21 protein-coding genes are annotated in these 19,300 nt (G+C 69.0%); 11 read left to right on the top strand and 10 right to left on the bottom strand.

Translation table 11 applies throughout. From position 1 onward, the window contains the following. The first annotated feature begins 129 nt into the window (after positions 1–129). Together DK459_RS02270 and DK459_RS02275 are read left to right on the top strand one after the other, a co-directional pair. A complete protein-coding gene (locus tag DK459_RS02270; RefSeq protein WP_006387573.1) occupies positions 130–867 on the top strand; it encodes a response regulator in 738 nt (245 codons plus the stop codon). Continuing rightward, positions 868–2,193, top strand: coding sequence for an ATP-binding protein (locus tag DK459_RS02275; RefSeq protein WP_026383262.1), 1,326 nt, complete (start codon positions 868–870; stop codon positions 2,191–2,193). A gap of 88 nt (positions 2,194–2,281) precedes the next feature. Here the strand turns inward: DK459_RS02275 and DK459_RS02280 are convergent, their stop codons facing one another. Together DK459_RS02280 and DK459_RS02285 are read right to left on the bottom strand one after the other, a co-directional pair. Beyond that, on the bottom strand, positions 2,282–2,707 hold the full coding sequence (locus DK459_RS02280) for an organic hydroperoxide resistance protein (RefSeq protein WP_020928980.1): 426 nt from the start codon (positions 2,705–2,707) through the stop codon (positions 2,282–2,284). Positions 2,708–2,830: 123 nt separating this feature from the next. Continuing rightward, complete coding sequence (locus DK459_RS02285; RefSeq protein WP_053500176.1) at positions 2,831–3,784, bottom strand: LysR family transcriptional regulator; 954 nt, start codon at positions 3,782–3,784, stop codon at positions 2,831–2,833. Between the two features lie 268 nt (positions 3,785–4,052). Between DK459_RS02285 and DK459_RS02290 the strand changes: the two genes are divergently transcribed. From DK459_RS02290 to DK459_RS02320, 7 genes are all read left to right on the top strand, one after another. Beyond that, positions 4,053–5,027, top strand: a complete 975-nt coding sequence (locus tag DK459_RS02290) for an ABC transporter permease (protein WP_020928982.1) — start codon at positions 4,053–4,055, stop codon at positions 5,025–5,027. Then, positions 5,024–5,929, top strand: coding sequence for an ABC transporter permease (locus DK459_RS02295; RefSeq protein ID WP_110134433.1), 906 nt, complete (start codon positions 5,024–5,026; stop codon positions 5,927–5,929). Before DK459_RS02290 ends, DK459_RS02295 begins: the two co-directional genes overlap by 4 nt. A gap of 8 nt (positions 5,930–5,937) precedes the next feature. Next, positions 5,938–6,921, top strand: a complete 984-nt coding sequence (locus DK459_RS02300; RefSeq protein WP_024069941.1) for an ABC transporter ATP-binding protein — start codon at positions 5,938–5,940, stop codon at positions 6,919–6,921. Then, a complete protein-coding gene (locus DK459_RS02305; RefSeq protein WP_082387887.1) occupies positions 6,918–7,952 on the top strand; it encodes an ABC transporter ATP-binding protein in 1,035 nt (344 codons plus the stop codon). The genes DK459_RS02300 and DK459_RS02305 overlap by 4 nt, the downstream gene beginning before the upstream one ends. Next, on the top strand, positions 7,949–9,544 hold the full coding sequence (locus DK459_RS02310; RefSeq protein WP_070540596.1) for an ABC transporter substrate-binding protein: 1,596 nt from the start codon (positions 7,949–7,951) through the stop codon (positions 9,542–9,544). Before DK459_RS02305 ends, DK459_RS02310 begins: the two co-directional genes overlap by 4 nt. Continuing rightward, positions 9,541–11,439 carry a CocE/NonD family hydrolase gene (locus tag DK459_RS02315; protein WP_110134434.1) on the top strand — a complete coding sequence of 633 codons (1,899 nt, stop codon included), beginning with the start codon at positions 9,541–9,543 and terminating at the stop codon, positions 11,437–11,439. Before DK459_RS02310 ends, DK459_RS02315 begins: the two co-directional genes overlap by 4 nt. A gap of 108 nt (positions 11,440–11,547) precedes the next feature. Beyond that, positions 11,548–12,564, top strand: a complete 1,017-nt coding sequence (locus tag DK459_RS02320) for a porin (protein WP_020928986.1) — start codon at positions 11,548–11,550, stop codon at positions 12,562–12,564. A 70-nt stretch (positions 12,565–12,634) separates the two neighbouring features. On the opposite strand, the gene DK459_RS02325 is transcribed toward DK459_RS02320, so the two are convergent. The 6 genes from DK459_RS02325 to DK459_RS02350 all read right to left on the bottom strand — a co-directional run bounded on the left by DK459_RS02325 (position 12,635) and on the right by DK459_RS02350 (position 17,315). Continuing rightward, the gene (locus DK459_RS02325; RefSeq protein WP_006387561.1) at positions 12,635–13,162 is read right to left on the bottom strand and encodes a DedA family protein; all 528 of its coding nucleotides are present in this window, start codon (positions 13,160–13,162) and stop codon (positions 12,635–12,637) included. A gap of 48 nt (positions 13,163–13,210) precedes the next feature. Next, on the bottom strand, positions 13,211–14,596 hold the full coding sequence (locus tag DK459_RS02330; RefSeq protein WP_110134435.1) for a PLP-dependent aminotransferase family protein: 1,386 nt from the start codon (positions 14,594–14,596) through the stop codon (positions 13,211–13,213). Between the two features lie 115 nt (positions 14,597–14,711). Then, entirely contained in the window at positions 14,712–15,299 is a 588-nt protein-coding gene (locus tag DK459_RS02335) for a GrpB family protein (RefSeq protein WP_006387560.1), read from the bottom strand. Positions 15,300–15,358: 59 nt separating this feature from the next. Continuing rightward, positions 15,359–16,366, bottom strand: a complete 1,008-nt coding sequence (locus DK459_RS02340) for a S9 family peptidase (protein ID WP_070541157.1) — start codon at positions 16,364–16,366, stop codon at positions 15,359–15,361. A 47-nt stretch (positions 16,367–16,413) separates the two neighbouring features. Continuing rightward, on the bottom strand, positions 16,414–16,803 hold the full coding sequence (locus tag DK459_RS02345; RefSeq protein ID WP_006387558.1) for an OsmC family protein: 390 nt from the start codon (positions 16,801–16,803) through the stop codon (positions 16,414–16,416). 176 nt (positions 16,804–16,979) lie between these two features. Further along, the gene (locus DK459_RS02350) at positions 16,980–17,315 is read right to left on the bottom strand and encodes a hypothetical protein (RefSeq protein WP_006387557.1); all 336 of its coding nucleotides are present in this window, start codon (positions 17,313–17,315) and stop codon (positions 16,980–16,982) included. Positions 17,316–17,677: 362 nt separating this feature from the next. On the opposite strand from DK459_RS02350, the gene DK459_RS02355 reads away from it, so the two are divergent. Next, on the top strand, positions 17,678–17,869 hold the full coding sequence (locus tag DK459_RS02355; protein ID WP_053500266.1) for a CrpP-related protein: 192 nt from the start codon (positions 17,678–17,680) through the stop codon (positions 17,867–17,869). A gap of 26 nt (positions 17,870–17,895) precedes the next feature. On the opposite strand, the gene DK459_RS30685 is transcribed toward DK459_RS02355, so the two are convergent. Further along, positions 17,896–18,192, bottom strand: coding sequence for a hypothetical protein (locus DK459_RS30685; protein WP_006387555.1), 297 nt, complete (start codon positions 18,190–18,192; stop codon positions 17,896–17,898). A 172-nt stretch (positions 18,193–18,364) separates the two neighbouring features. Here DK459_RS30685 and DK459_RS02365 point away from each other — a divergent pair, with 172 nt between their 5' ends. Beyond that, positions 18,365–18,601, top strand: coding sequence for a CrpP-related protein (locus tag DK459_RS02365; RefSeq protein ID WP_006387554.1), 237 nt, complete (start codon positions 18,365–18,367; stop codon positions 18,599–18,601). Between the two features lie 59 nt (positions 18,602–18,660). Here the strand turns inward: DK459_RS02365 and DK459_RS02370 are convergent, their stop codons facing one another. Next, positions 18,661–19,269, bottom strand: coding sequence for a hypothetical protein (locus tag DK459_RS02370; protein WP_006387553.1), 609 nt, complete (start codon positions 19,267–19,269; stop codon positions 18,661–18,663). Positions 19,270–19,300 lie beyond the last annotated feature (31 nt).

A 19,300-nucleotide genomic window follows, 5' to 3' on the forward strand; every position in this document is an offset into this window, starting at 1 on the left:
CCGGCTGCTGGCCGTGCTGGCGCTGCTGGCCGGCGGCCTGGGCGCCGAAGCCGTCCAGCCCGGCCCATGCCAGCTGATCGTCAACAGCCAGGATCGCCGCCGCACCCCGCCCGCTGAGTAGAATGCGCCATGGACAATCCAGACCACATCCTGATCGTCGACGACGACCGCGAGATCCGCGAGCTGGCCGGCAACTTCCTCAAGAAGAACGGCCTGAACGTCACGCTGGCGGCCGATGGCCGGCAGATGCGCAACCTGCTCGAAACGCTGACCGTCGACCTGATCGTGCTGGACATCATGATGCCCGGCGACGACGGCCTGGTGCTGTGCCGCGAGCTGCGCGCCGGCAAGCACCGCCGCACCCCGATCCTGCTGCTGACCGCGCGCGACGAGGACATGGATCGCGTGCTGGGGCTGGAGATGGGCGCCGACGACTACCTGGTCAAGCCCTTCGTGGCGCGCGAACTGCTGGCGCGGATCAAGGCGATCCTGCGCCGCACCCGCATGCTGCCGCCCAACTTCCAGGTCACCGAGCCCGGCCGCGCCGTGCGGTTCGGCGCCTGGACGCTGGACACCACCGCGCGCCACCTGCTGGATGCCGAAGGCACGATCGTGTCGCTGAGCGGCGCCGAATACCGATTGCTGCGGGTCTTCCTGGACCATCCGCAGCGGGTGCTGAACCGCGACCAGCTGCTGAACCTGACGCAGGGGCGCGACGCCGATTTCTTCGGCCGCTCGATCGACCTGCTGGTCAGCCGCCTGCGCCAGCGGCTGCGCGAGGACGCGCGCGAGCCGATGTATATCAAGACGGTGCGCAGCGAAGGCTATGTGTTCGCCGCGCAGGTCGACGTGTCCGAGGCCACGTAGATGGCCGCCCGGGTCCCGCCCTGGCGCCGCTGGCCGCGCACCCTGGCGAGCCGGCTGTTCCTGGTCTTCCTGGTGGGCCTGGTGCTGGCCCACGGATTGTCGTTTGGACTGCAGTTCTACGAGCGCTACCAGTCGGCCAGGAGCGTCATGCTCGACAACCTGGAACGCGACGTGGTGGTCGCGCTGGCGATCCTGAACCGCCTGCCGGCCGACGAGCGCGCCGCCTGGCTGCCGCGACTGAGCGCCAGCAACCGCCAGTACCTGCTGGGGCCCGGCGATTTCGACCGGCCGTTGCAGACGCCGGCCGCCGAGGCGGTGCGCGACTCGATCCAGGCGGCGCTGGGCAATGCCTATCCGCTGGCCTTCGGCACGGTCGGCGACGACCCCAAGCACATCCAGGCGCGCGCCACGCTGGCCGACGGCCAGGCGGTGACGCTGGACATCCACATGAGCGTGATGCCGCTGGCGATGTGGCTGCCGGTGGTGCTGCTGGCGCAGCTGGCGCTGCTGATCCTGTGCGCGTGGCTGGCGGTGCGGCTGGCGATCCGGCCGCTGACGCAGCTGGCCGGCGCCGCCGATGCGATGAGCCCCGACCGCCGCAGCCCGCGGCTGGCCGAGGACGGGCCGGCCGAAGTGGCGCAGGCCTCGGCGGCATTCAATGCCATGCAGGACCGCATCGCCGCGCACCTGGCCGAGCGCATGCAGATCCTGGGCGCGATTTCGCACGACCTGCAGACGCCGATCACGCGCATGAAGCTGCGTTCGGAATTCATGGACGATTCGGCCGACCGCGACAAGCTGGCGCACGACCTGCAGGAAGTCGAGCAGCTGGTGCGCGACGGCCTGGCCTACGCGCGCAGCGCCGGCGCGGCCACCGAGCCGCCGGCGCGCATCGACCTGGACGCGTTCCTGGACAGCCTGGTGTGCGACTACACCGACATCGGCAAGCCGGTGACGCTGCAAGGACACTGCCCCGGTCCCTGGCAGACACGCCCGCGCGCGCTGCGGCGCATCCTCGGCAACCTGATCGACAACGCGCTGAAATTCGGCGGCGCGGCAGAAGTCCTGATCGGCCCGGCCGAGGACGGCCACGGTGTATCGATTCGCGTGCTGGACCGCGGCCCCGGCATTCCCGAGCAGGAATTGCAGGCGGTGCTGCAACCGTTCTACCGGCTCGAAGGCTCGCGCAACCGCGACAGCGGCGGCACGGGCCTGGGCCTGGCGATCGCGCGGCAACTGGCCGACGTGATCGACGGCGAATTGCGGCTGCGCAATCGCGAGGGCGGCGGGCTGGAGGCGCAGGTGCTGCTGCGGCCCGGCGCCTGAGCGCGGCGAGGTAGCGCGCTTCGATTTTCCAGATGAAAAACGCCCCCCGATGTCGCCATCGCGGGGCGTTGCTTCTGAAACTACGGACTCAGAGAATCGCCAATTCCACGTCGATATTGCCGCGGATCGCGCCCGAGTAGGGGCAGGTCTGGTGCGCGGTGTCGACCAGTTGGCGCCGCTGCTCGTCCGACAGTCCCGGCAGCGAAATGTTCAGCCTGACTGCCAGCGCGTAGCGCGCGCCGCCGTCGGTCTTGCCCAGCGACACCTCGGCATCGACCGCCACGTCGCGCGGCACGGCGATGCCGAGCTTGGCGCCGGCCAGTTGCATGGCGCCGATGAAGCAGGCGGAATAGCCGATGCCGAACAGTTGCTCGGGGTTGGTGCCGGGCCGGCCCGAGCCCGGCGGGCTGAGCGGCAGCAGCAGCGCGCCGTCATCGCTGCGGCCGGCGCCTTCGCGGCCGCCGGTGGTGTGGGTGTGAGCGGTGTACAGCACGGTTTCCAGCGCTTGGGACATGATGGCTCCTGGTATCGGAATTGAGGAACCCGCATTGCACCAAGGCGCTGTATCGCGCCTGTGTCGCAAGACCGCCGCTTTTGCGTCGTACTGTATCCCGCGTCCATGCCGGCGGCGCGCGCCTCAGGCCGACGCGGCAGGCGCGGCGGCGTCGTCCGGCGCCAACAGCGTGAACGCGTCCGGCCCCGCCCGCCGCGCCATGGCGTCGAGAATGCGCTGAACCAGTTCGGGCACCAGCGGGTGCGGCGGCTGGCCGGCCAGCGTGGCCATGCCCACGCAGTAGTCGATGCGCGGCCGGAACGGCCGGCAGACGATGCCCATGTCCTGGCACAGGCGCGCGAACAGGCCGTTGACGATCGACACGCCGATGCCCTGCGCCGCCAGCCGGCAGGCCATTTCCACCGAATGCACCTCGGCCTTGATCTGCGGCATCATGCGGCCCTGCCGGAAGGCCTGGTCGATCTGCAGGCGCAGCGAACGCTGCCGGCCCAGCAGCACCAGGTCGACGCCGATCAGGTCGGCCGGGCCGATCTCGTCCAGCGCCTGCAACGGATGGCCCGGCGGCATGATGCAGACCGCCTCGGTCGCCAGCCGCCGCAACATGGCCAGGCCCGAATTCATCGGCGGCGAGCGCACCAGCGCCAGGTCGGCCTCGCGCCCCAGCACCGCCACTTCGCTGGTTTCGTAGGTGCCCACCAGCACTTCCAGCGCGACGTCGGGATGGTCGGACAGGAACGATTCGACCACGGCGGGCATGACCGACTGCGCCACCGTGCTGGGCAGCTGCACGCGGATCAGCGTGCGCCGCTGCCCGCCCAGCCGCAACTGGTTGACGTGGCGCTGCAGCGACTCGGCGTCCGAGATCATGTTCTGCACGTCGGGCAGCAGCGATTCGGCCTCGGCGGTGGGATGCAACCGGCCCTTGCGACGCACGAACAGCGGCACGCCCAGGTCGGTCTCGAACTGGCTCAGCAGGCGGCTGACGGCCGGCTGCGACGAACCCAGCCGCTGCGCGGCTTCGATGGTCGAGCCGGTGGTCATGAAGGCGAGGAAAGCCTCGAGCTGCTTGAAATTCATCCTGTCCCGCGGGGTCCGCAATATCGGCGCCGCGCGGCACGGCACGCGCGAGGCCTAGGGTTAACACCAAATTTCTCGTCATTCACATAGCCATATGCCGCCTTCGCATACGGTTGCCAGTCGGGCGCGATGGATCGAACATTCCGCCCATCCGGATTCTCGCCATTCATGAATCCGCAATCAATACGCGATATCGCCGATATCTTCCGGCAAGGAGCCCCCAGATGCGCGCCGTTCCGTTCCCCGCTTCCTGTCGCCGCGAGGCGCCATGACCGCGTTCATTATCCGCCGGCTGTGCCAGAGCCTGGTGATCCTGGCGCTGACCTCGCTGATCGTGTTCGCCGGCGTCTACGCCATCGGCGACCCGATCGAGATCCTGGTGCCGGCCGACGCCACGCAGGCCGAGATCGCGCAGGCGGTGCAGTCGCTGGGCCTGGACCTGCCGCTGTACCAGCAGTACCTGAAGTTCGTCGGCAACGCGCTGCACGGCGACCTGGGCACCTCGTTCGTCTTCAACCAGCCCGCCATCCAGCTGATCCTGCAACGCCTGCCGGCCACGCTGGAGCTGGCCTGCGTGGCGTTGCTGCTGGCGCTGGCCATCGGCCTGCCGCTGGGCCTGGTGGCCGGCCTGAAGCCGGATTCGGCGCTGGATCGCGGCATCATGACCGGCTCGATCCTGGGCTTCAGCCTGCCGAACTTCTGGCAGGGCATCATGCTGGTGCTGATCTTCTCGGTGACGCTGGGCTGGCTGCCGTCGACCGGGCGCGGCCCCACCGGCGATATCCTCGGCATCCACACCAGCCTGGCGTCGTGGGACGGCATCCGCCACCTGATCCTGCCGGCGCTGAACCTGGCGCTGTTCAAGATCGCGCTGATCGTGCGCCTGACCCGCAGCGGCGTGCGCGAGACCATGCCGCTGGACTACGTGAAGTTCGCGCGCGCCAAGGGCCTGCGCGAATCGCGCGTGATCTACATGCACGTGCTCAAGAACATCCTGATCCCGATTGTCACCGTGGTCGGCATGGAGTTCGGCTCGCTGATCGCCTTCGCCACCGTCACCGAAACCATCTTCGCCTGGCCCGGCGTGGGCAAGCTGATCATCGACAGCATCATGAAGCTGGACCGCCCGGTGGTGGTTGCCTACCTGCTGATCGTGGTCACCATGTTCATCGTGCTCAACCTGCTGGTGGACATCATCTATTCCGTGCTGGATCCCCGTGTCCGCGTGGGAGCCTCCGAATGACATTGCTTCCCAACAAGTGGCTGCCCGGCCGCGACACCACCCTGGGCCAGGCGCTGCACGGCGTGCTCGACAGCCGCCCCGCGACCCTCGCCGCGATCATCTTCCTGCTGCTGGTGCTGGCTGCGCTGCTGGCGCCGTGGATCGCGCCGCAGAACCCGTATGACCTGGCCGCCATCACCATCCTGGACGGCCGCATGCCGCCGGGCAGCCAGGGCATCTATGGCGACATCTACTGGGCCGGCACCGACGCCCAGGGCCGCGACATGCTGTCGGCCATGATGTATGGCCTGCGCACCAGCCTTTCCGTGGGCGTGCTGAGCGGCCTGTTCGCCATGGCCGTGGGCACGGTGCTGGGCCTGACGGCGGCGTATTTCGGCGGCCGCATCGACGCGCTGATCATGCGCCTGGTGGACCTGATGCTGGGTTTCCCGACCATCCTGGTGGCGCTGATGATGCTGGCCATCCTGGGCCAGGGCGTGGACAAGGTGATCCTGGCGCTGGTGGTGGTGCAGTGGGCCTACTTCGCCCGCGCGGTGCGCGCCACCGCCGTGGTCGAGCGCCGCAAGGAATACATGGAGGCGGCGCTGTGCCTGGGGCTGAGCCACCGGCGCGCGCTGTTCAGCCAGTTGCTGCCGAACTGCATCCCGCCGGTCATCGTCATCGCCATGATCCAGACCGCCAACGCCATCGCCGCCGAGGCCACGCTCAGCTTCCTGGGCATCGGCCTGCCGGTCACCGAGCCGTCGCTGGGCCTGTTGATCGCCAACGGCTACCAGCAGATGCTGGCCGGCCTGTACTGGATCAGCGTGTTTCCCGGCCTGCTGCTGCTGACCGTGGTCTTCACCATGAACATCGTGGGCGACCGCGTCCGCGAGGCGCTCAACCCGCGCCTGCAGAAATAGGAAGCGCCATGCAATCGGCAACCCCCACCCTATCCGTGCGCAACCTGCGCACCTGGTTCCACACCCGCGCCGGCCTGGTGCGGGCGGTGGACGACGTCAGCTTCGACGTCCATCCCGGCGAGATCCTGGGCCTGGTCGGCGAGTCCGGCTCGGGCAAGTCCATCACCGGCTTTTCCATCCTGGGCCTGATCGATCCGCCCGGGCGCATCGACGGCGGCCAGATCCTGTTCAAGGGCACCGACCTGGCGACGCTGTCGCGCGAAGAACTGCGCCAGCTGCGCGGCAACCGCATCGCCATGGTGTTCCAGGACCCGATGATGACGCTGAACCCGGTGTTCCGCATCGAGACCCAGATGGTCGAGACGGTGCTGAGCCACGAGCGCTGCAGCCGCAAGGCGGCCCGGGACCGCGCCCGCGACACGCTGGCGGCGGTCGGCATCCCGTCGCCGGCCGAGCGCCTGAAGGCCTATCCGCACCAGCTGTCGGGCGGCATGCGCCAGCGCGTGGCGATCGCCATCGCCATGCTGCACAAGCCCGACCTGATCATCGCCGACGAGCCGACCACGGCGCTGGACGTCACCATCCAGGCGCAGATCCTGGCTGAGATGCAGAAGCTGTGCGCCGAGACCGGCACCGCCATGGTGTGGGTCAGCCACGACCTGGCGGTGGTGGCGGGCCTGGCCGACCGCGTCTGTGTGATGTACGCCGGCCGCGTGGTCGAGTCCGGCGGCACCGACGACATCCTCGATCGTCCGCGCCATCCCTACACCATCGGCCTGATCGGCTCGGTGCCCAGCAACGAGCACACCGGCGACCGCCTGTACCAGATCCCCGGCATGGCGCCGTCGCCGCTGGCGCTGCCGGCCGGCTGCGCCTTCAACCCGCGCTGCGGCCATGCGACCGAGCGCTGCCGCGCCGAACAGCCGCCGCTGGAGGCCGCCGGCGGCCGTGGCCTGCGCTGTTTCCATCCCCAGACAGGAGCCCTTTCGTGAGCCCGACGATCCTGATGCAGGCCAACCAGGTGTCGCGCCTGTTCGTGAAGCGGCCCGACTACGCCGAACGCCTGGCCGGCCTGCTGGGCGCCAAGGTCGCCTCGCACACCGTGCACGCGGTCGATCGCGTCGACCTGACCATCCACCAGGGCGAAGTGGTCGGCCTGGTGGGCGAGTCCGGCTGCGGCAAGTCGACGCTGGGCCGGGTGCTGGCGGGCATCCTGCCGGCCACCACGGGCAGCATCCAGACGCCCGCCGGCGAGCTGTCCACCCTGACCGGCCGCGCCGCGCACGCACAGCGCATGGCCACGCAGATGATCTTCCAGGACCCGATGTCCTCGCTCAATCCGCGCAAGCGGGTGCGCGACATCATCGGCGAGGCGCCGCTGGCCAACGGTATCATCGCGCGCCGCGACTACGACGACTACGTGGTGCAGGTGATGCGGCGCGTGGGGCTGGACCCGGACTACCGCAACCGCTTTCCGCACCAGTTCTCGGGCGGCCAGCGCCAGCGCGTGGGCATCGGCCGGGCGCTGGCGGTCAAGCCGGGCTTCCTGATCTGCGACGAGTCGATCGCGGCATTGGACGTGTCGATCCAGGCGCAGATCCTGAACCTCTTCATGGACCTGCGGCAGGACCTGGGCCTGACCTATCTCTTCATCAGCCACGACCTGGGGGTGGTGCGGCGCATCAGCGACCGCACCGTCATCATGTACCTGGGCCGCGTGGTCGAGTCGGGCCCCACCGCCGAGGTGTTCGCCGCGCCGCGCCATCCCTACACCCAGGCCCTGCTGGAGGAAGTGCCGCGGCTGTCGAACCGCAAGCGGCGTTTTCACGCCATCAAGGGCGAGATCCCGTCGCCGCTGAATCCGCCGCCCGGCTGCCATTTCCATCCGCGCTGCCCGCAGGCCATGGCGCGATGCAAGGCCGAACAACCGCTGCTGCGCGTCACGGCCGACGGCCACCAGGCCGCCTGCCACCTGCTCGACGGCGTCGGCGCCGCGCGCCCACAAGGAACCTCCGCCACATGAATCCCCTGCTTACCCCGATCCGCCGCGGCGCCGCGGCGCTGGCCCTGCTGGCGCTGCTGGCCGGCGCCGCGCCCGCCGTGGCGCGGCCGCTGCTGACCATCGGCCATTCCAGCGAACCGTCGTCGATGGACCCGCTGTTCTCGCGCACCGGCAACAACCAGGCCGCGGCCGAGAACATCTTCGAGCGGCTGGTGTCGACCGACGAGAACATGCAGATGCGGCCGGGCCTGGCCCTGTCGTGGCGGGTGCTGGCGCCCGACACCTGGGAGATCAAGCTGCGGCCCGGCGTGCGCTTCCATGACGGCACGCCGTTCAGCGCCGACGACGTGGTGTTCTCGCTGGAACGCGCGCCCAGGGTGCCCAACAGTCCGGCGCCCTTCAGCGGCGCGGTGCGCTCCATCGCCGCGGTCGAGGTGGTCGACCCGCTGACCCTGCGCATCCGCACCAAGGCGCCCACGCCGGACTTCATGGAGCAGATCGGGCTGGTCTACATGCTGTCGCGCCACGCCGCGCAAGGCAAGCGCTCGGAAGACTTCAACAGCGGCGTGGCGGCCATCGGCACCGGCCCCTACAGGTTCGTGCGCTGGCAGCCGGGCGACAGCCTGGAGCTGGCGCGCAACGAGACCTACTGGGGCGCGCGGCCGGACTTCGACCGCGTGGTGATCCGCTACATCGCCAACGACGCGGCGCGCATCTCGGCGCTGCTGTCGGGCACGGTCGACCTGATCGACAGCGTGCCGCCGACGGATGCCAGGACGCTCGAGGGCAAGGCCGGCTACACGCTCTATCGCTCGCCGTCGGCGCGCCTGATCTACCTGGCGCTGGACTCGGCGCGCGACGCCAGCCCGTTCATCACCGACGCGCAGGGCAAGCCGATGACAGTCAATCCACTCAAGGACGCGCGGGTGCGCCAGGCGATCTCGAAGATGTTCATGCGCGGCCCGATCACCGAACGCCTGCTCAGCGGCGCCGGCGTGCCGGCCGGGCAGATGGTGCCCGAGGGCCTGGGCGGCCACAGCCCCAACCTGCCCGCGCCCGCCTACGACCTGGAAGGCGCGCGCGCCCTGCTGGCCCAGGCCGGCTATCCGCAAGGCTTCGGCCTGACGCTGCACTCATCCAACGACCGCTTCGCCGGCGACAGCGACCTGGCCCAGGCGCTGGCGCAGATGATGGCGCGCGCCGGCCTGCGCATCAACGGCGTGGTGACCCAGCCCTACAACGTCTATGCCGGCGCCAGCGGCAAGCAGCAGTACAGCGCCTTCATCTTCTCGTACGGCAACAGCACCGGCGATTCGTCGAACGGCCTGACCAACGTGCTGGCCACCTACGACAAGGCCGCCGGCACCGGCGCCTTCAACCGCGCGCGCTACTCCAACCCGGTGGTGGACCGCCTGCTGGCGCGGGCCGCCGTGGAGTTCGACCCGGCGCAACGCGACGCCCTGCTGCGCCAGGCCGCCGAGGCCGCCTTCAACGACGTCGGCATCGTGCCGCTGTATTTCCCGGTGGCCTTCTGGGCCGCGCGCGACGGCACCGTCATGCGCGCCAACAAGCTCGAACGCACCTCAATGCTGTACATACAGGAAGCAAAATGACCGCCCCCGAAGTTTCTCCCGCCGCGCTGCTGGCGGACCAGATGGTGCGCATGCGCGACGGCGTGCGCCTGGCCACCGACGTGCACCTGCCGGCCGGCTACCGGCCCGGCCTGGACGCGCCGCTGCCCGTGATCCTGGAGCGCACGCCCTATGGCAAGGCGGAGGTGTCGCGCTCCGAGCAGATCGACGGCCGGCTCGGCGTGCCGCGGCCCGAGGTGGCGCGCTATTTCAACGCGCACGGTTTCGCCGTGGTGTTCCAGGACTGCCGCGGCCGCTACGGCTCGGAAGGCCAGTTCACCAAGTACCTGTCGGAAGGCCCGGACGGCTTCGACACGCTGGCGTGGATCATGCAACAGCCGTGGTGCAACGGCCGCATCGGCACCATGGGCCTGTCGTACGCCGCGCACACGCAAATGGCGCTGGCCTGCCTGAACCCGCCGGGCCTGGCCTGCATGGTGCTGGACTCGGGCGGGTTTTCCAACGGCTACCAGTGCGGCATCCGCCAATCCGGCGCGTTCGAGCTGAAGCAGGCCACCTGGGCCTACAAGCAGGCCAAGCTGAGCCCCGCCGCGCAGCAGGACCCGCTGGTGCTGGCCGCGCTCGAGGCCGAGGACATCCGCCAGTGGTTCACGCGCATGCCGTGGCGTCCCGGCCATTCGCCGCTGGCCAGCGTGCCCGAATACGAGGACTACCTGTTCGAGCAATGGCGCGCCGATACCTTCGACGAGTCCTGGCGCCAGCTGGGCATCTACGCCCAGGGCTACTACGACGCGATTCCCGACATCCCGGTGGCGCTGATGTCCAGCTGGTACGACGCCTACGTGCGCACCACCCTGGAGAACTACGCCGGCCTGACGCAGGGCCGGCAGTCGCCGGTGCGGCTCATCATGGGGCCATGGCTGCATGGCGACCGCAACACCACCCACAGCGGCGACGCCGAATTCGGTCCGCGCGCGGCCTTCGACGGCAACCTGGCGCGGCACTGGCTGGACTTCCGGCTGGCGTGGTTCCAGCGCTGGCTGCAGGATGCGCCGGCGGGCGCCGCGCCGGACCCGGCCGCGCGCCTGTTCCTGATGGGCGGCGGCAGCGGCGCGCGCGACGCGCAGGGCCGCTTCGACCACGGCGGCGCCTGGATCCAGGCCGACGCCTGGCCGGTGCCGCAGGCCCGCGCCACCGCCTTCTACCTGCACGCCGACGGCCGCCTGGATCAACGGTCGCCGGCGGACGCGGCGGGCCGGTTGCGCTACCAGTACGACCCACGCAATCCGGTGCCCACGATCGGCGGCGCGCTGACCTCGGGCCAGCCGGTGTTCGAGGGCGGCGGCTTCGACCAGCGCGAGGATGCGCGCTTCTTCGGCGTGCGCCAGCCTGGCCTGCCGCTGGCCGCGCGCGACGACGTGCTGGTGTTCCAGACCGAACCGCTGCCGGAGGATCTGGCGGTGGCCGGGCCGGTGAGCGTCAAGCTGTACGTGTCGTCCGACTGCCCCGACACCGACTTCACCGCCAAGCTGATCGACGTCTATCCGCCCAGCGCCGACTACCCGCAGGGCTATGCGCTGAACCTGACCGACGGCATCTTCCGCTGCCGCTTCCATGAAGGCTGGGACGAGGCGCGGCCGCTGGCGCCGGGCAAGGTCTACGAGATCACCATCGAACCGTTCGCCACCTGCAATCTGTTCCAGCGCGGCCACCGCATCCGCCTGGACATCTCCAGCAGCAACTTCCCGAAGTACGACGTCAACCCGAACAGCGGCGAATCGGCCGCCGACGCCCGCGAAAAGCGCATCGCGCTGAACACGGTGCACCTGTCGGCCGCGCATCCGTCCAGCGTCACGCTGTGCGTGGCCGCGCCGCGGGACCTGGCGCCGCTGCCCGCGCATGGGGCCCTGCCATGACCCGTTAGCGCCCGGCCCCGACAACCGCTTGCTTCATCCTTTGCCGCCGGCGCGCCGGCGGCAGGGGCTTCTTTTGTCCAATGCCATACCAATCGAGGGGATCACACCATGAAAAGAATCATCCGCCACCGCCGAGTCCTGGGCGCCGCCTTGGCGCTGGGATGCCTGAGTCCGGTCCAGGCCGCCGAAACCAGCAGCGTGACGCTGTATGGCCTGGTCGACCTGGGCACCACCTACGAACGCAAGGACGGCGCGTCCAGCCTGCGCCAGAAAAGCGGCAACCAATCGGGCTCGCGCTGGGGCCTGCGCGGCTCCGAGGACCTGGGCAATGGCTACAAGGCGGTGTTCCGCCTGGAGAGCGGCTTCAATGCCAACAACGGCACCCAGGCGCAGGGCCGCATGTTCGGCCGCTGGGCCTACGTCGGCCTGGCCGGCGGCTTCGGCGAAGTGCGGCTGGGGCGCCAGTGGGTCTACGGCTTCGAGTGGGCCGGCGTCGGCTCGCCGTTCGGCACCGGCTGGGGCCAGTCTTCCAACAACGCCAGCCTGGGCTACAACGACGGCGACTTCGGCGCCGGCGGCCGCGTCAACAACGCGGTGTTCTATGCCACCCCGCGCCTGGGCGGCTGGCAGGCCGGGTTGGGCTACAGCTTCGAATCGCACGACGGCGAGGCCTTCGCCACCGACGCGCACGATCGCGTGCTGACCGCGGGCCTGCGCTACAACGGCGGCCCGGTGGCGGCGGCGCTGACCTACGAGCGGCTCAATCCGAATTCGCAACTGCCGAACAAGAAGACGGCCGGCAACCTGCAAGTGGCCGGTTCGTACGACTTCGAGTGGATCAAGCTGCACGGCACCTACGGCAACCTGCGCAACGCCAATACCGGCCCTTCGGCGGGCTACGACCGAGTCAATTCGTACCTCGCCGGCGTCAGCATGCCGACCGGCAAGGCCGGCACGCTGATGGCGTCGTACCAGCGCGCCACCAGCTCCGACATCACCGGCTGGGCCCTGGGCTACCAGCATGACCTGTCCAAGCGCACCAACCTGTACGCCTACGTCAACCGCCTGGACATCCGCGCATCGCACACGCTGCAGACCTCGGTCGGCATCCGCCATCTGTTCTGACGCGCGCCCCATGGCGGCGCGGGCGCCTCCCGCGCCGCCATGGGGCGGGCCCGGTGCCACGCGCGCCGGCTCAAAGGAACGCGCGCGTGCCCCACCAGCCGGGCAGCAGCAGCGCCGCCGCCCACAGGAAGGCCGAGGCCCAGTTGGCGGCCTGGAACGACGCGGCGCGCATGCCGCAGATGCCGGCGATCATCGGCACGGTGGCGCGCAAGGGGCCGAAGAAGCGGCACAGCACGATGCTCAGCACGCCCCACTTCTGGATGAACACGGCGCTGCGGTGCAGGAGTTCAGGGCGTTTTCGCAGCGGCTTCAATTGCGTCAGGCCGGGTCCGAACCACACGCCGCAAGCATATTGCACCCAGTCGCCCAGCGCCGCGCCAATCGCGATCGCCAACCATACCGGCACGAAAGCGCTGTCGCCCAACCCCAGGATGGCGCCGATCGACAGCAGCAACGCCGTGCCCGGTATCACCAGCGCCACCAGCGGCAGCGACTTCAGGAACGCGAAGGCGAATCCCATCGGCGCCAGCCAGTCGGCGTGGGTGCGGGCGAAATCGACCAGCGTCTGCTGCAGGGAATGAAAGGTCTCGAACAACATGAGGCGTTACGGCAAGACAGGCATGACGCCCATGTTACGGCTTGCGCGTCAGACGATCACGTCGCGCAGGCCGCGCGGGCGCCGCCGCACCAGGCCGGCCAGCCGCTCCAGCGCCTGCGCCAGGGCCTCGCGCCCGGGAATGCTGCCCAGCGAGATGCGGATGGCGTTGGGCGCGCCCAAGCCCTGGTGGAAGGCGTCCGACGAGGTCACGCTCAGGCCTTCGTCGCGCGCCACCCGTTCCAGGTCGACCGCGGTCCAGAGGCTGGGCAACGGCTGCCACAGGTGGATGCCCGCCGCCGCGGCCGGAAATGGCCCCGGCAGCAACCGGCGCGCCAATTGCTGGCGCACATGGGCCTCGGCGCGCACACCGTCCAGGATCTGCCGCGCCGTGCCGCTGGCGATCCATTGCGTGGTCAGCACCCCCATCAGCGGCGCCGCCATCACGGCAAACGAGCGCATCGCCGCGAGCACGTTGCGGCGGCCGTCTTCGTCCGGGCTCAGCACGAACGCGGTGCGCAGGCCGGGCGTCAGGGTCTTGGCCAGCGTGGCGATGTAGAACACCGAGGCCGGCGCCAGGCTGGCCAGCGCCGGCGGCGCGTCGTCCAGGAACAGTGAATAGGGATCGTCTTCGATGATGCGCACGCCGCGGGCCGCCGCGGCGCGCGCCAGGTCGCGGCGGCGCGCCGCGCTCATGGTGTGGGCGGTGGGATTCTGCAGCGTGGGGTTCAGGTAGACCAGCCGGCCGCCGTCGCGGCAGGCGCGCTCCAGCCCGGCGGGGGTCATGCCGTCGGCGTCGGTCTCGGCCACCAGCACGCGCCGGCCCAACTGCTGCGCCGCGGTCAAGAGGCCCGGATACACCAGCGGCTCGGCGATGATGCCGTCGCCCGGCCGGCTGTAGGCCAGCATCACGGCGGCCAGGGCGGCCTGCGCGCCGGGACACACCAGCACCCGGTCCGGATCGACCCGCTCGACCGACTGCGCCAGCCATTGCGCGCCGGCCTCGCGTTCGGCGGGACCGCCGCCGGCCTGGTGATAGGTCATCATCACGCCGACGTCATGGCGTTCCATGGCCTGGGCCAGGCCGCGCCGCAGCAGGTCCTGCAGGTCGCAGCCCAGCGGCAGCGGCGGCATGTTCATGCCCAGGTCCAGCATCTGCCGCAGCGGCTGTTCGACAGGCCGCGCAATGAAGGTGCCGAGCGGCCCGCGCGCTTCGATCAGCCCGCGCTGGGCGGCCTCGGCGTAGGCGCGCGTCACCGTGGTCAGGTCCACGTCCAGGTGCTGGGCCAGGCGCCGCTGCGGCGGCAGGCGGTCGCCCGGCTGCATGCGGTTGGCGGCCACGGCGCCTTCGATGAAATCCGCGATCTGGCGGTAGCGGGGGCCGGCGCCGCGCACGAAGGCCAGGGGCCAGGATGCATACATATCGTCGTTATGCATTGTTTTTATTGCGCGGGAATGCCGCAATGTATGACTGACATGAATCGGCCAGTATGGCACAAACCCGGTTCAAGTCCATACATCGGGAACCTTGTACGGCCCTTGCCGCAGGACGTCAGTTGAACCCCGCCGCGCGGAACATGCGGTCGTAGATGCCGCGCAGCACGGCCTGCTTGCGCAGGTTGTAGTCCGCGACCTGGTCCACGCCCTCGGCCGCGGCGTGCTTGGCCTGGGCATATCGGTCGCGGTCATCGTCGTGCCCGCGCAACCAGTCGCGGAACATCCGGTGGCGGATGTTCTCGGGACAGTCCGGGCCGAACACATGCAGGTTGACCCGCGGCGTCGACAACTGCAGGCAGCGATGCTGGTGCCACGAGGGTTCGCGGATCACCAGCACATAGCCGATGGCCTCCAGCGCCGGCACATAGGCGGCCTCGTCGGCCGGGTCGGCCACCGCCAGGTCGATGTCCACCACCGGCTTGGCCGGCAAACCCGGCACCGCGGTCGATCCGACGTGGTCGATGCGCAGCGCGGCCGGCCCCAGCGCCGCGGCGATGTCCTGCGCCAGCCGCGCATACCGCGCCGGCCAGTCGGGGTCGTAAGGCACCACGACGACCGCTTCCGGCGCCGGCTTGCCGCGCACCCACGGGTCCTCGTCCGGATCGGAGTCGTAGTGCCGCATGATGTCTTCGGGAGTGGGCATGATCTTTTCCTGCTTAAGCCAGCCGCTATTGTAGGAAAGGGGAAAGGGCGGGAAAGGCGTCAGGGCGCGGGCGGCGGCAACGCGCGCAGCCACGCGGCCATGTCGGCCGCCACCTCGCCCATGCGCGGCGTGCCGTCCGCTTCGCGCAGGCCATGATCCAGCCCGGGATAGAAGCGATAGTCGATATTGCGCCGGCCGGCGCGCTTGAGGGCATCGATCATCCGCGCCACCGAATCCGGCGACACCGACGTGTCCGCGCCGCCCTGGACGATCAACAGCGGCGTGCGCACCCGCTCCAGCAGCGCCTGCTGGTCCAGCGCCAGGGCCTGGCGCCACCAGTCATGTCCGTGATTGCTCGCCACCACGTCGGAAGACGGCGCCTGCGCCAGGGCCTGCGCAAACCCGCGGAACCCCTCGATGGCTTGCGCCTTCTCGGCAGGCGGCGCATCGCCCGTCCCGATGCTGTGCAGCACGTCCTCCAGGAACCAGCGCCCGCCGCCGTTGAAGGCGATGCTGGCATCCACCAGCCCGCCCCGCGCCGCCAGCATATTGGCCACGACCGCGCCTTCGCTGCCGCCCACGGCCACCACGCGGCGGTACCCGCCCTGCTGGCGCAAGCGCGCGATCACGGCTGCGTAGTCCCGCAGGCGCTGGTCGAAATTGTCGTGCAGCAGATAGGCCCGTGGACAGTCGGCGCGGTCGCTGCCATCATCGTCGCGGTACGGCAGGGAGACATCGATGCCGTACTTGTCGACCGTAAGCAGATCGGCCCGCGGCAGCACGTGCCGCAGATACCGGCGCACGGCATGGTTGTGTGCCACGCTGTTGCAATCGGACCCCTGCACCACCACCAGCAGACTGTCGGCGGCGCGATCGGGATCGTGTTGGCGCAGGTAGTAGGCGATGGCCGAGCCGTCCGGGCGTGGCAGCCAGTGCAGCTCGGTCGGTTGGGCCTGGGCGGGCAGGCTGATGGCGAGGGCGCACGCGCCCGGCAACAACGCACGCGCAATGAAACGGCCCGGCCGATTGCAGGCCGCCAGAACCATCGCGATCAATACGTTGCGCATCCTTCCCCCCGTTTCGCCTGGGCGCCGACTATACCGCAGTCATCGGCTCAGGCATCGTCGACCGTCGCCGGCCGCACCCGCACGGTCTTGCCCAGGGTGCGCGCGACCGGCGAAGCCGCCACCGCCTCGCGCGCCAGCGCGCGCTGCGCATCGGACAGCGGCGCGGCAAAGCGCAACGAGACATCGAAGCCGCTTTCGTGATCGAGACGCTCGAGCGCCACCGTCACCGTCAGCGCGGGCAGCGCCATGGCGGCCCGCTGCGCGGCCATGTCGATGGACATGCAGATGCAGGCCGCCAGCGCGCTCTCGAGCAATTCGTGCGGCCGCATGCCCGTGTCGCCTCCCGCGCCAAGCTTGCGCGTATCGGATCGCACCAGGCTTTGCCCGTTGCCGATCTCGACGCCGTATGACGGCCCCACCCTGTTCGCGGTCACCATGGGACTTCTCCGTTGCCAGTGAAAAGACCCACAGCCTAAGCCGCCCCCACGCCCCCGGGAAGGCAATCGGGTGTACCGGTAGTGGCGCTACCAGGCAGGACGCAGGAATGAAAACAGCCGCCCGAGGGGCGGCTGCGATGGCGTCGGCATGACAAACGCATGCCGGTCGGCCTGGATTATTTCTTCTTGTCGATCGAATGCACTTGCACCGGGGTGCACGACGGCGTCGTCAGCGTGGGGGGCGAGGTCAGCAGTCCGGGCATCATGCGCGACGTGCAGTCGAAACGGCGGCCCTTGGTCGTGGTCGCGGTATAGGTCAGGTTCTGCGCGCCCAGCGAGTCCGCCTTATCGGCCTTGACGTTGGTGATGGTCAGTTCGTCAGACGACGCCAGGCCGATCATCTGCGCGGTGGCGCTTTGCAGCGGCACGATGGCTTCGTTCGTGCCCATGGTGGTGCAGCCGGCGATCGCGACCACTGCCGCGGCCGAAAAAAGGATCTTTCCCAAGTTCATTATTGCCCCAATTCTCGTAAGTTGAATCCGGCTGGAAGCCTCTCTCACAGGTCGTACAGGCCGCCCGCTACTTCTTAGGCTGAAGCTCGCGCGCCGTCCATCCGGCCCTCCCCTGCGGAAATCGCAGAATGCGGATTTTAATGATTTTTCGTATCAATGAAAGGGAAAATGCGCGGAAATGGGTGAAATCAAACCTTGCCATGTGGGCAGGTTCCACGACTGCAACACCGCCGGCTGGCAACACGCCGGATCCGGCCCGCGGGAGCCGGCGCGACAGTAACATTTCGCCGGGTAACAACGCTCGACCCAGCCCGGTCCCCCGCCGACACTGGACGTTCACCTTTCTCGTGGAGGAAAGGCCCATGTACGAGGATATCCAGAAGCAAGGGGCCAAGGCAGCGATGCACGGAGCGAGCAAGCTCGACTGCCCCTATCTCAGGCTGAACCTGTTGCCCGCCCGAAGCGCGGAACCGATCGGGCAATGGCTCGCCAAGGTACTGGCATGGGAAGCCGGTTGGAACCGCCAGCAATGCGCGAGGACAAGAGTGATGTAGGCAGGTCAGGCAAGAGAGGGCTGTGTTTACAGCCCTTTTCCTTTAGGCGCGGGCTCGGTTCCGTCATGCCCGTCCTTGGCGCCGCGCGACGGTTGCGCGGCCTGCCGCTCGAGCGCCTGCAAGCGCGCGGCATTGGCCTGGCACAAGGTTCGATAGAACATCGCGCCGCTGGCGACCAGCAGGCCGAGATCCTTTTCGTCCAGCTTGGCGCCAAGCTTTTCCAGATGACCCGCATAGATCGCGAGCACGCTGTCCCAGGCATCAAGCGAAGGCGTGGGCGCCGGCGTCAGGATCATCAATTCCAGGAGTTCTTCGCGGTCCATACGCGCCTCCTTCCTCGTACACGGCGACAGGATGGCATGAGAGTGGTTGCACGGTCAAAACGGAAGGGTAAGCGTTGCCTACCACGGATACAGGTACTGCAACACTATTGCGGCCGATCCGCCATTTCAGTAAAACTGACGGTCCTATCACCTACTTTTGGAGGGAAGTGCAATGCATCGCGACGAAATCCAAAAGCTGGGCGCCCAAGCCGCCCGCGACGGACTGACCCTGTGGGACTGCCCCTACTACCGTGCCGCGGCCATGCCGGGACACACGGGCGAGTCGATCACGGAGTGGCGCGGCAAGGTCGAGGCCTGGGAGGCCGGATTCCTGGCCGAGACCCGATCATGGAATCCGCCCCGCGGCACCCCTCCGCCGGCAGGCCAGGCGCGGCGCCCTGTCCACTGAGCCCATCATCGCCGCCCCTGGACCCCGGGCGCCCACGCCATACCCTGCCAACCGGACACTCAGAGCATCTTGTCACGCGCCTGTTCGGCGCGGGAAGCGCCGATAGCGGTTTCGACATTCCTGGCCTCCTCCGGAGGAGGCAGGACGGCGGGGAAGCCCAGCGCCTGGATCCACAACTCACGCGCCCAGCCCTTGGTGTGATAGAGGTGGTGGTCCTCATCCTTCTCGACGGCGTCGTGGGCGCGCTTGAGCACGCTGGCCTGCGGCCCTGACGTCTTCTGCGCCACCAGGCCGATCAGCTCCCAGTTCTGGTGATCCTTGGTTTCGGCCAGCACCACGCATTCCGCGGCCACCAGTTGGGCCGCGTCCGGGTCGCCTTGCGATTTGGCGAGCTTGATGGCGGCCACGAGGCTTTCCCCGTGGTGCTTCACAACGGCCCGGCTGGGCACCGCCGCATCCGGGTCCAGGCCCAGCTCTTCAAAGACGGTCAACAACACGCGCTGGTGCGTTTTCGTCTCGTCAAGGTAACCCTGCCACTCCTTGCGCAGGTCGGCGTCGACCGTACAGTCGAGCGCGGCGGTGTATACGAGTTCACCGCCCAATTCGGTTTCGAGCGCCTGGTACAGAAGGTCGTGAATCTGCTCGGGATTGCCTGCTTTCTTCGCCATGTTGGCCTCCTGGATATCTTCGTCGATAGAG

It is taken from the genome of Achromobacter sp. RW408 (assembly GCF_003184165.1).
Lineage (GTDB): Bacteria > Pseudomonadota > Gammaproteobacteria > Burkholderiales > Burkholderiaceae_B > Achromobacter > Achromobacter xylosoxidans.

Coding starts and splice junctions, on each gene's coding strand:
- DK459_RS02280 (WP_020928980.1), bottom strand. CDS start 2,707: ATGTCCCAAGCGCTGGAAACCGTGCTGTACACCGCTCACACCCACACC.
- DK459_RS02330 (WP_110134435.1), bottom strand. CDS start 14,596: ATGCATAACGACGATATGTATGCATCCTGGCCCCTGGCCTTCGTGCGC.
- DK459_RS02320 (WP_020928986.1), top strand. CDS start 11,548: ATGAAAAGAATCATCCGCCACCGCCGAGTCCTGGGCGCCGCCTTGGCG.
- DK459_RS02350 (WP_006387557.1), bottom strand. CDS start 17,315: ATGAACTTGGGAAAGATCCTTTTTTCGGCCGCGGCAGTGGTCGCGATC.
- DK459_RS02365 (WP_006387554.1), top strand. CDS start 18,365: ATGCATCGCGACGAAATCCAAAAGCTGGGCGCCCAAGCCGCCCGCGAC.
- DK459_RS02285 (WP_053500176.1), bottom strand. CDS start 3,784: ATGAATTTCAAGCAGCTCGAGGCTTTCCTCGCCTTCATGACCACCGGC.
- DK459_RS02290 (WP_020928982.1), top strand. CDS start 4,053: ATGACCGCGTTCATTATCCGCCGGCTGTGCCAGAGCCTGGTGATCCTG.
- DK459_RS02295 (WP_110134433.1), top strand. CDS start 5,024: ATGACATTGCTTCCCAACAAGTGGCTGCCCGGCCGCGACACCACCCTG.
- DK459_RS02275 (WP_026383262.1), top strand. CDS start 868: ATGGCCGCCCGGGTCCCGCCCTGGCGCCGCTGGCCGCGCACCCTGGCG.
- DK459_RS02270 (WP_006387573.1), top strand. CDS start 130: ATGGACAATCCAGACCACATCCTGATCGTCGACGACGACCGCGAGATC.
- DK459_RS02335 (WP_006387560.1), bottom strand. CDS start 15,299: ATGCCCACTCCCGAAGACATCATGCGGCACTACGACTCCGATCCGGAC.
- DK459_RS02315 (WP_110134434.1), top strand. CDS start 9,541: ATGACCGCCCCCGAAGTTTCTCCCGCCGCGCTGCTGGCGGACCAGATG.
- DK459_RS02340 (WP_070541157.1), bottom strand. CDS start 16,366: ATGCGCAACGTATTGATCGCGATGGTTCTGGCGGCCTGCAATCGGCCG.
- DK459_RS02370 (WP_006387553.1), bottom strand. CDS start 19,269: ATGGCGAAGAAAGCAGGCAATCCCGAGCAGATTCACGACCTTCTGTAC.
- DK459_RS02355 (WP_053500266.1), top strand. CDS start 17,678: ATGTACGAGGATATCCAGAAGCAAGGGGCCAAGGCAGCGATGCACGGA.
- DK459_RS02300 (WP_024069941.1), top strand. CDS start 5,938: ATGCAATCGGCAACCCCCACCCTATCCGTGCGCAACCTGCGCACCTGG.
- DK459_RS02345 (WP_006387558.1), bottom strand. CDS start 16,803: ATGGTGACCGCGAACAGGGTGGGGCCGTCATACGGCGTCGAGATCGGC.
- DK459_RS02310 (WP_070540596.1), top strand. CDS start 7,949: ATGAATCCCCTGCTTACCCCGATCCGCCGCGGCGCCGCGGCGCTGGCC.
- DK459_RS30685 (WP_006387555.1), bottom strand. CDS start 18,192: ATGGACCGCGAAGAACTCCTGGAATTGATGATCCTGACGCCGGCGCCC.
- DK459_RS02325 (WP_006387561.1), bottom strand. CDS start 13,162: ATGTTGTTCGAGACCTTTCATTCCCTGCAGCAGACGCTGGTCGATTTC.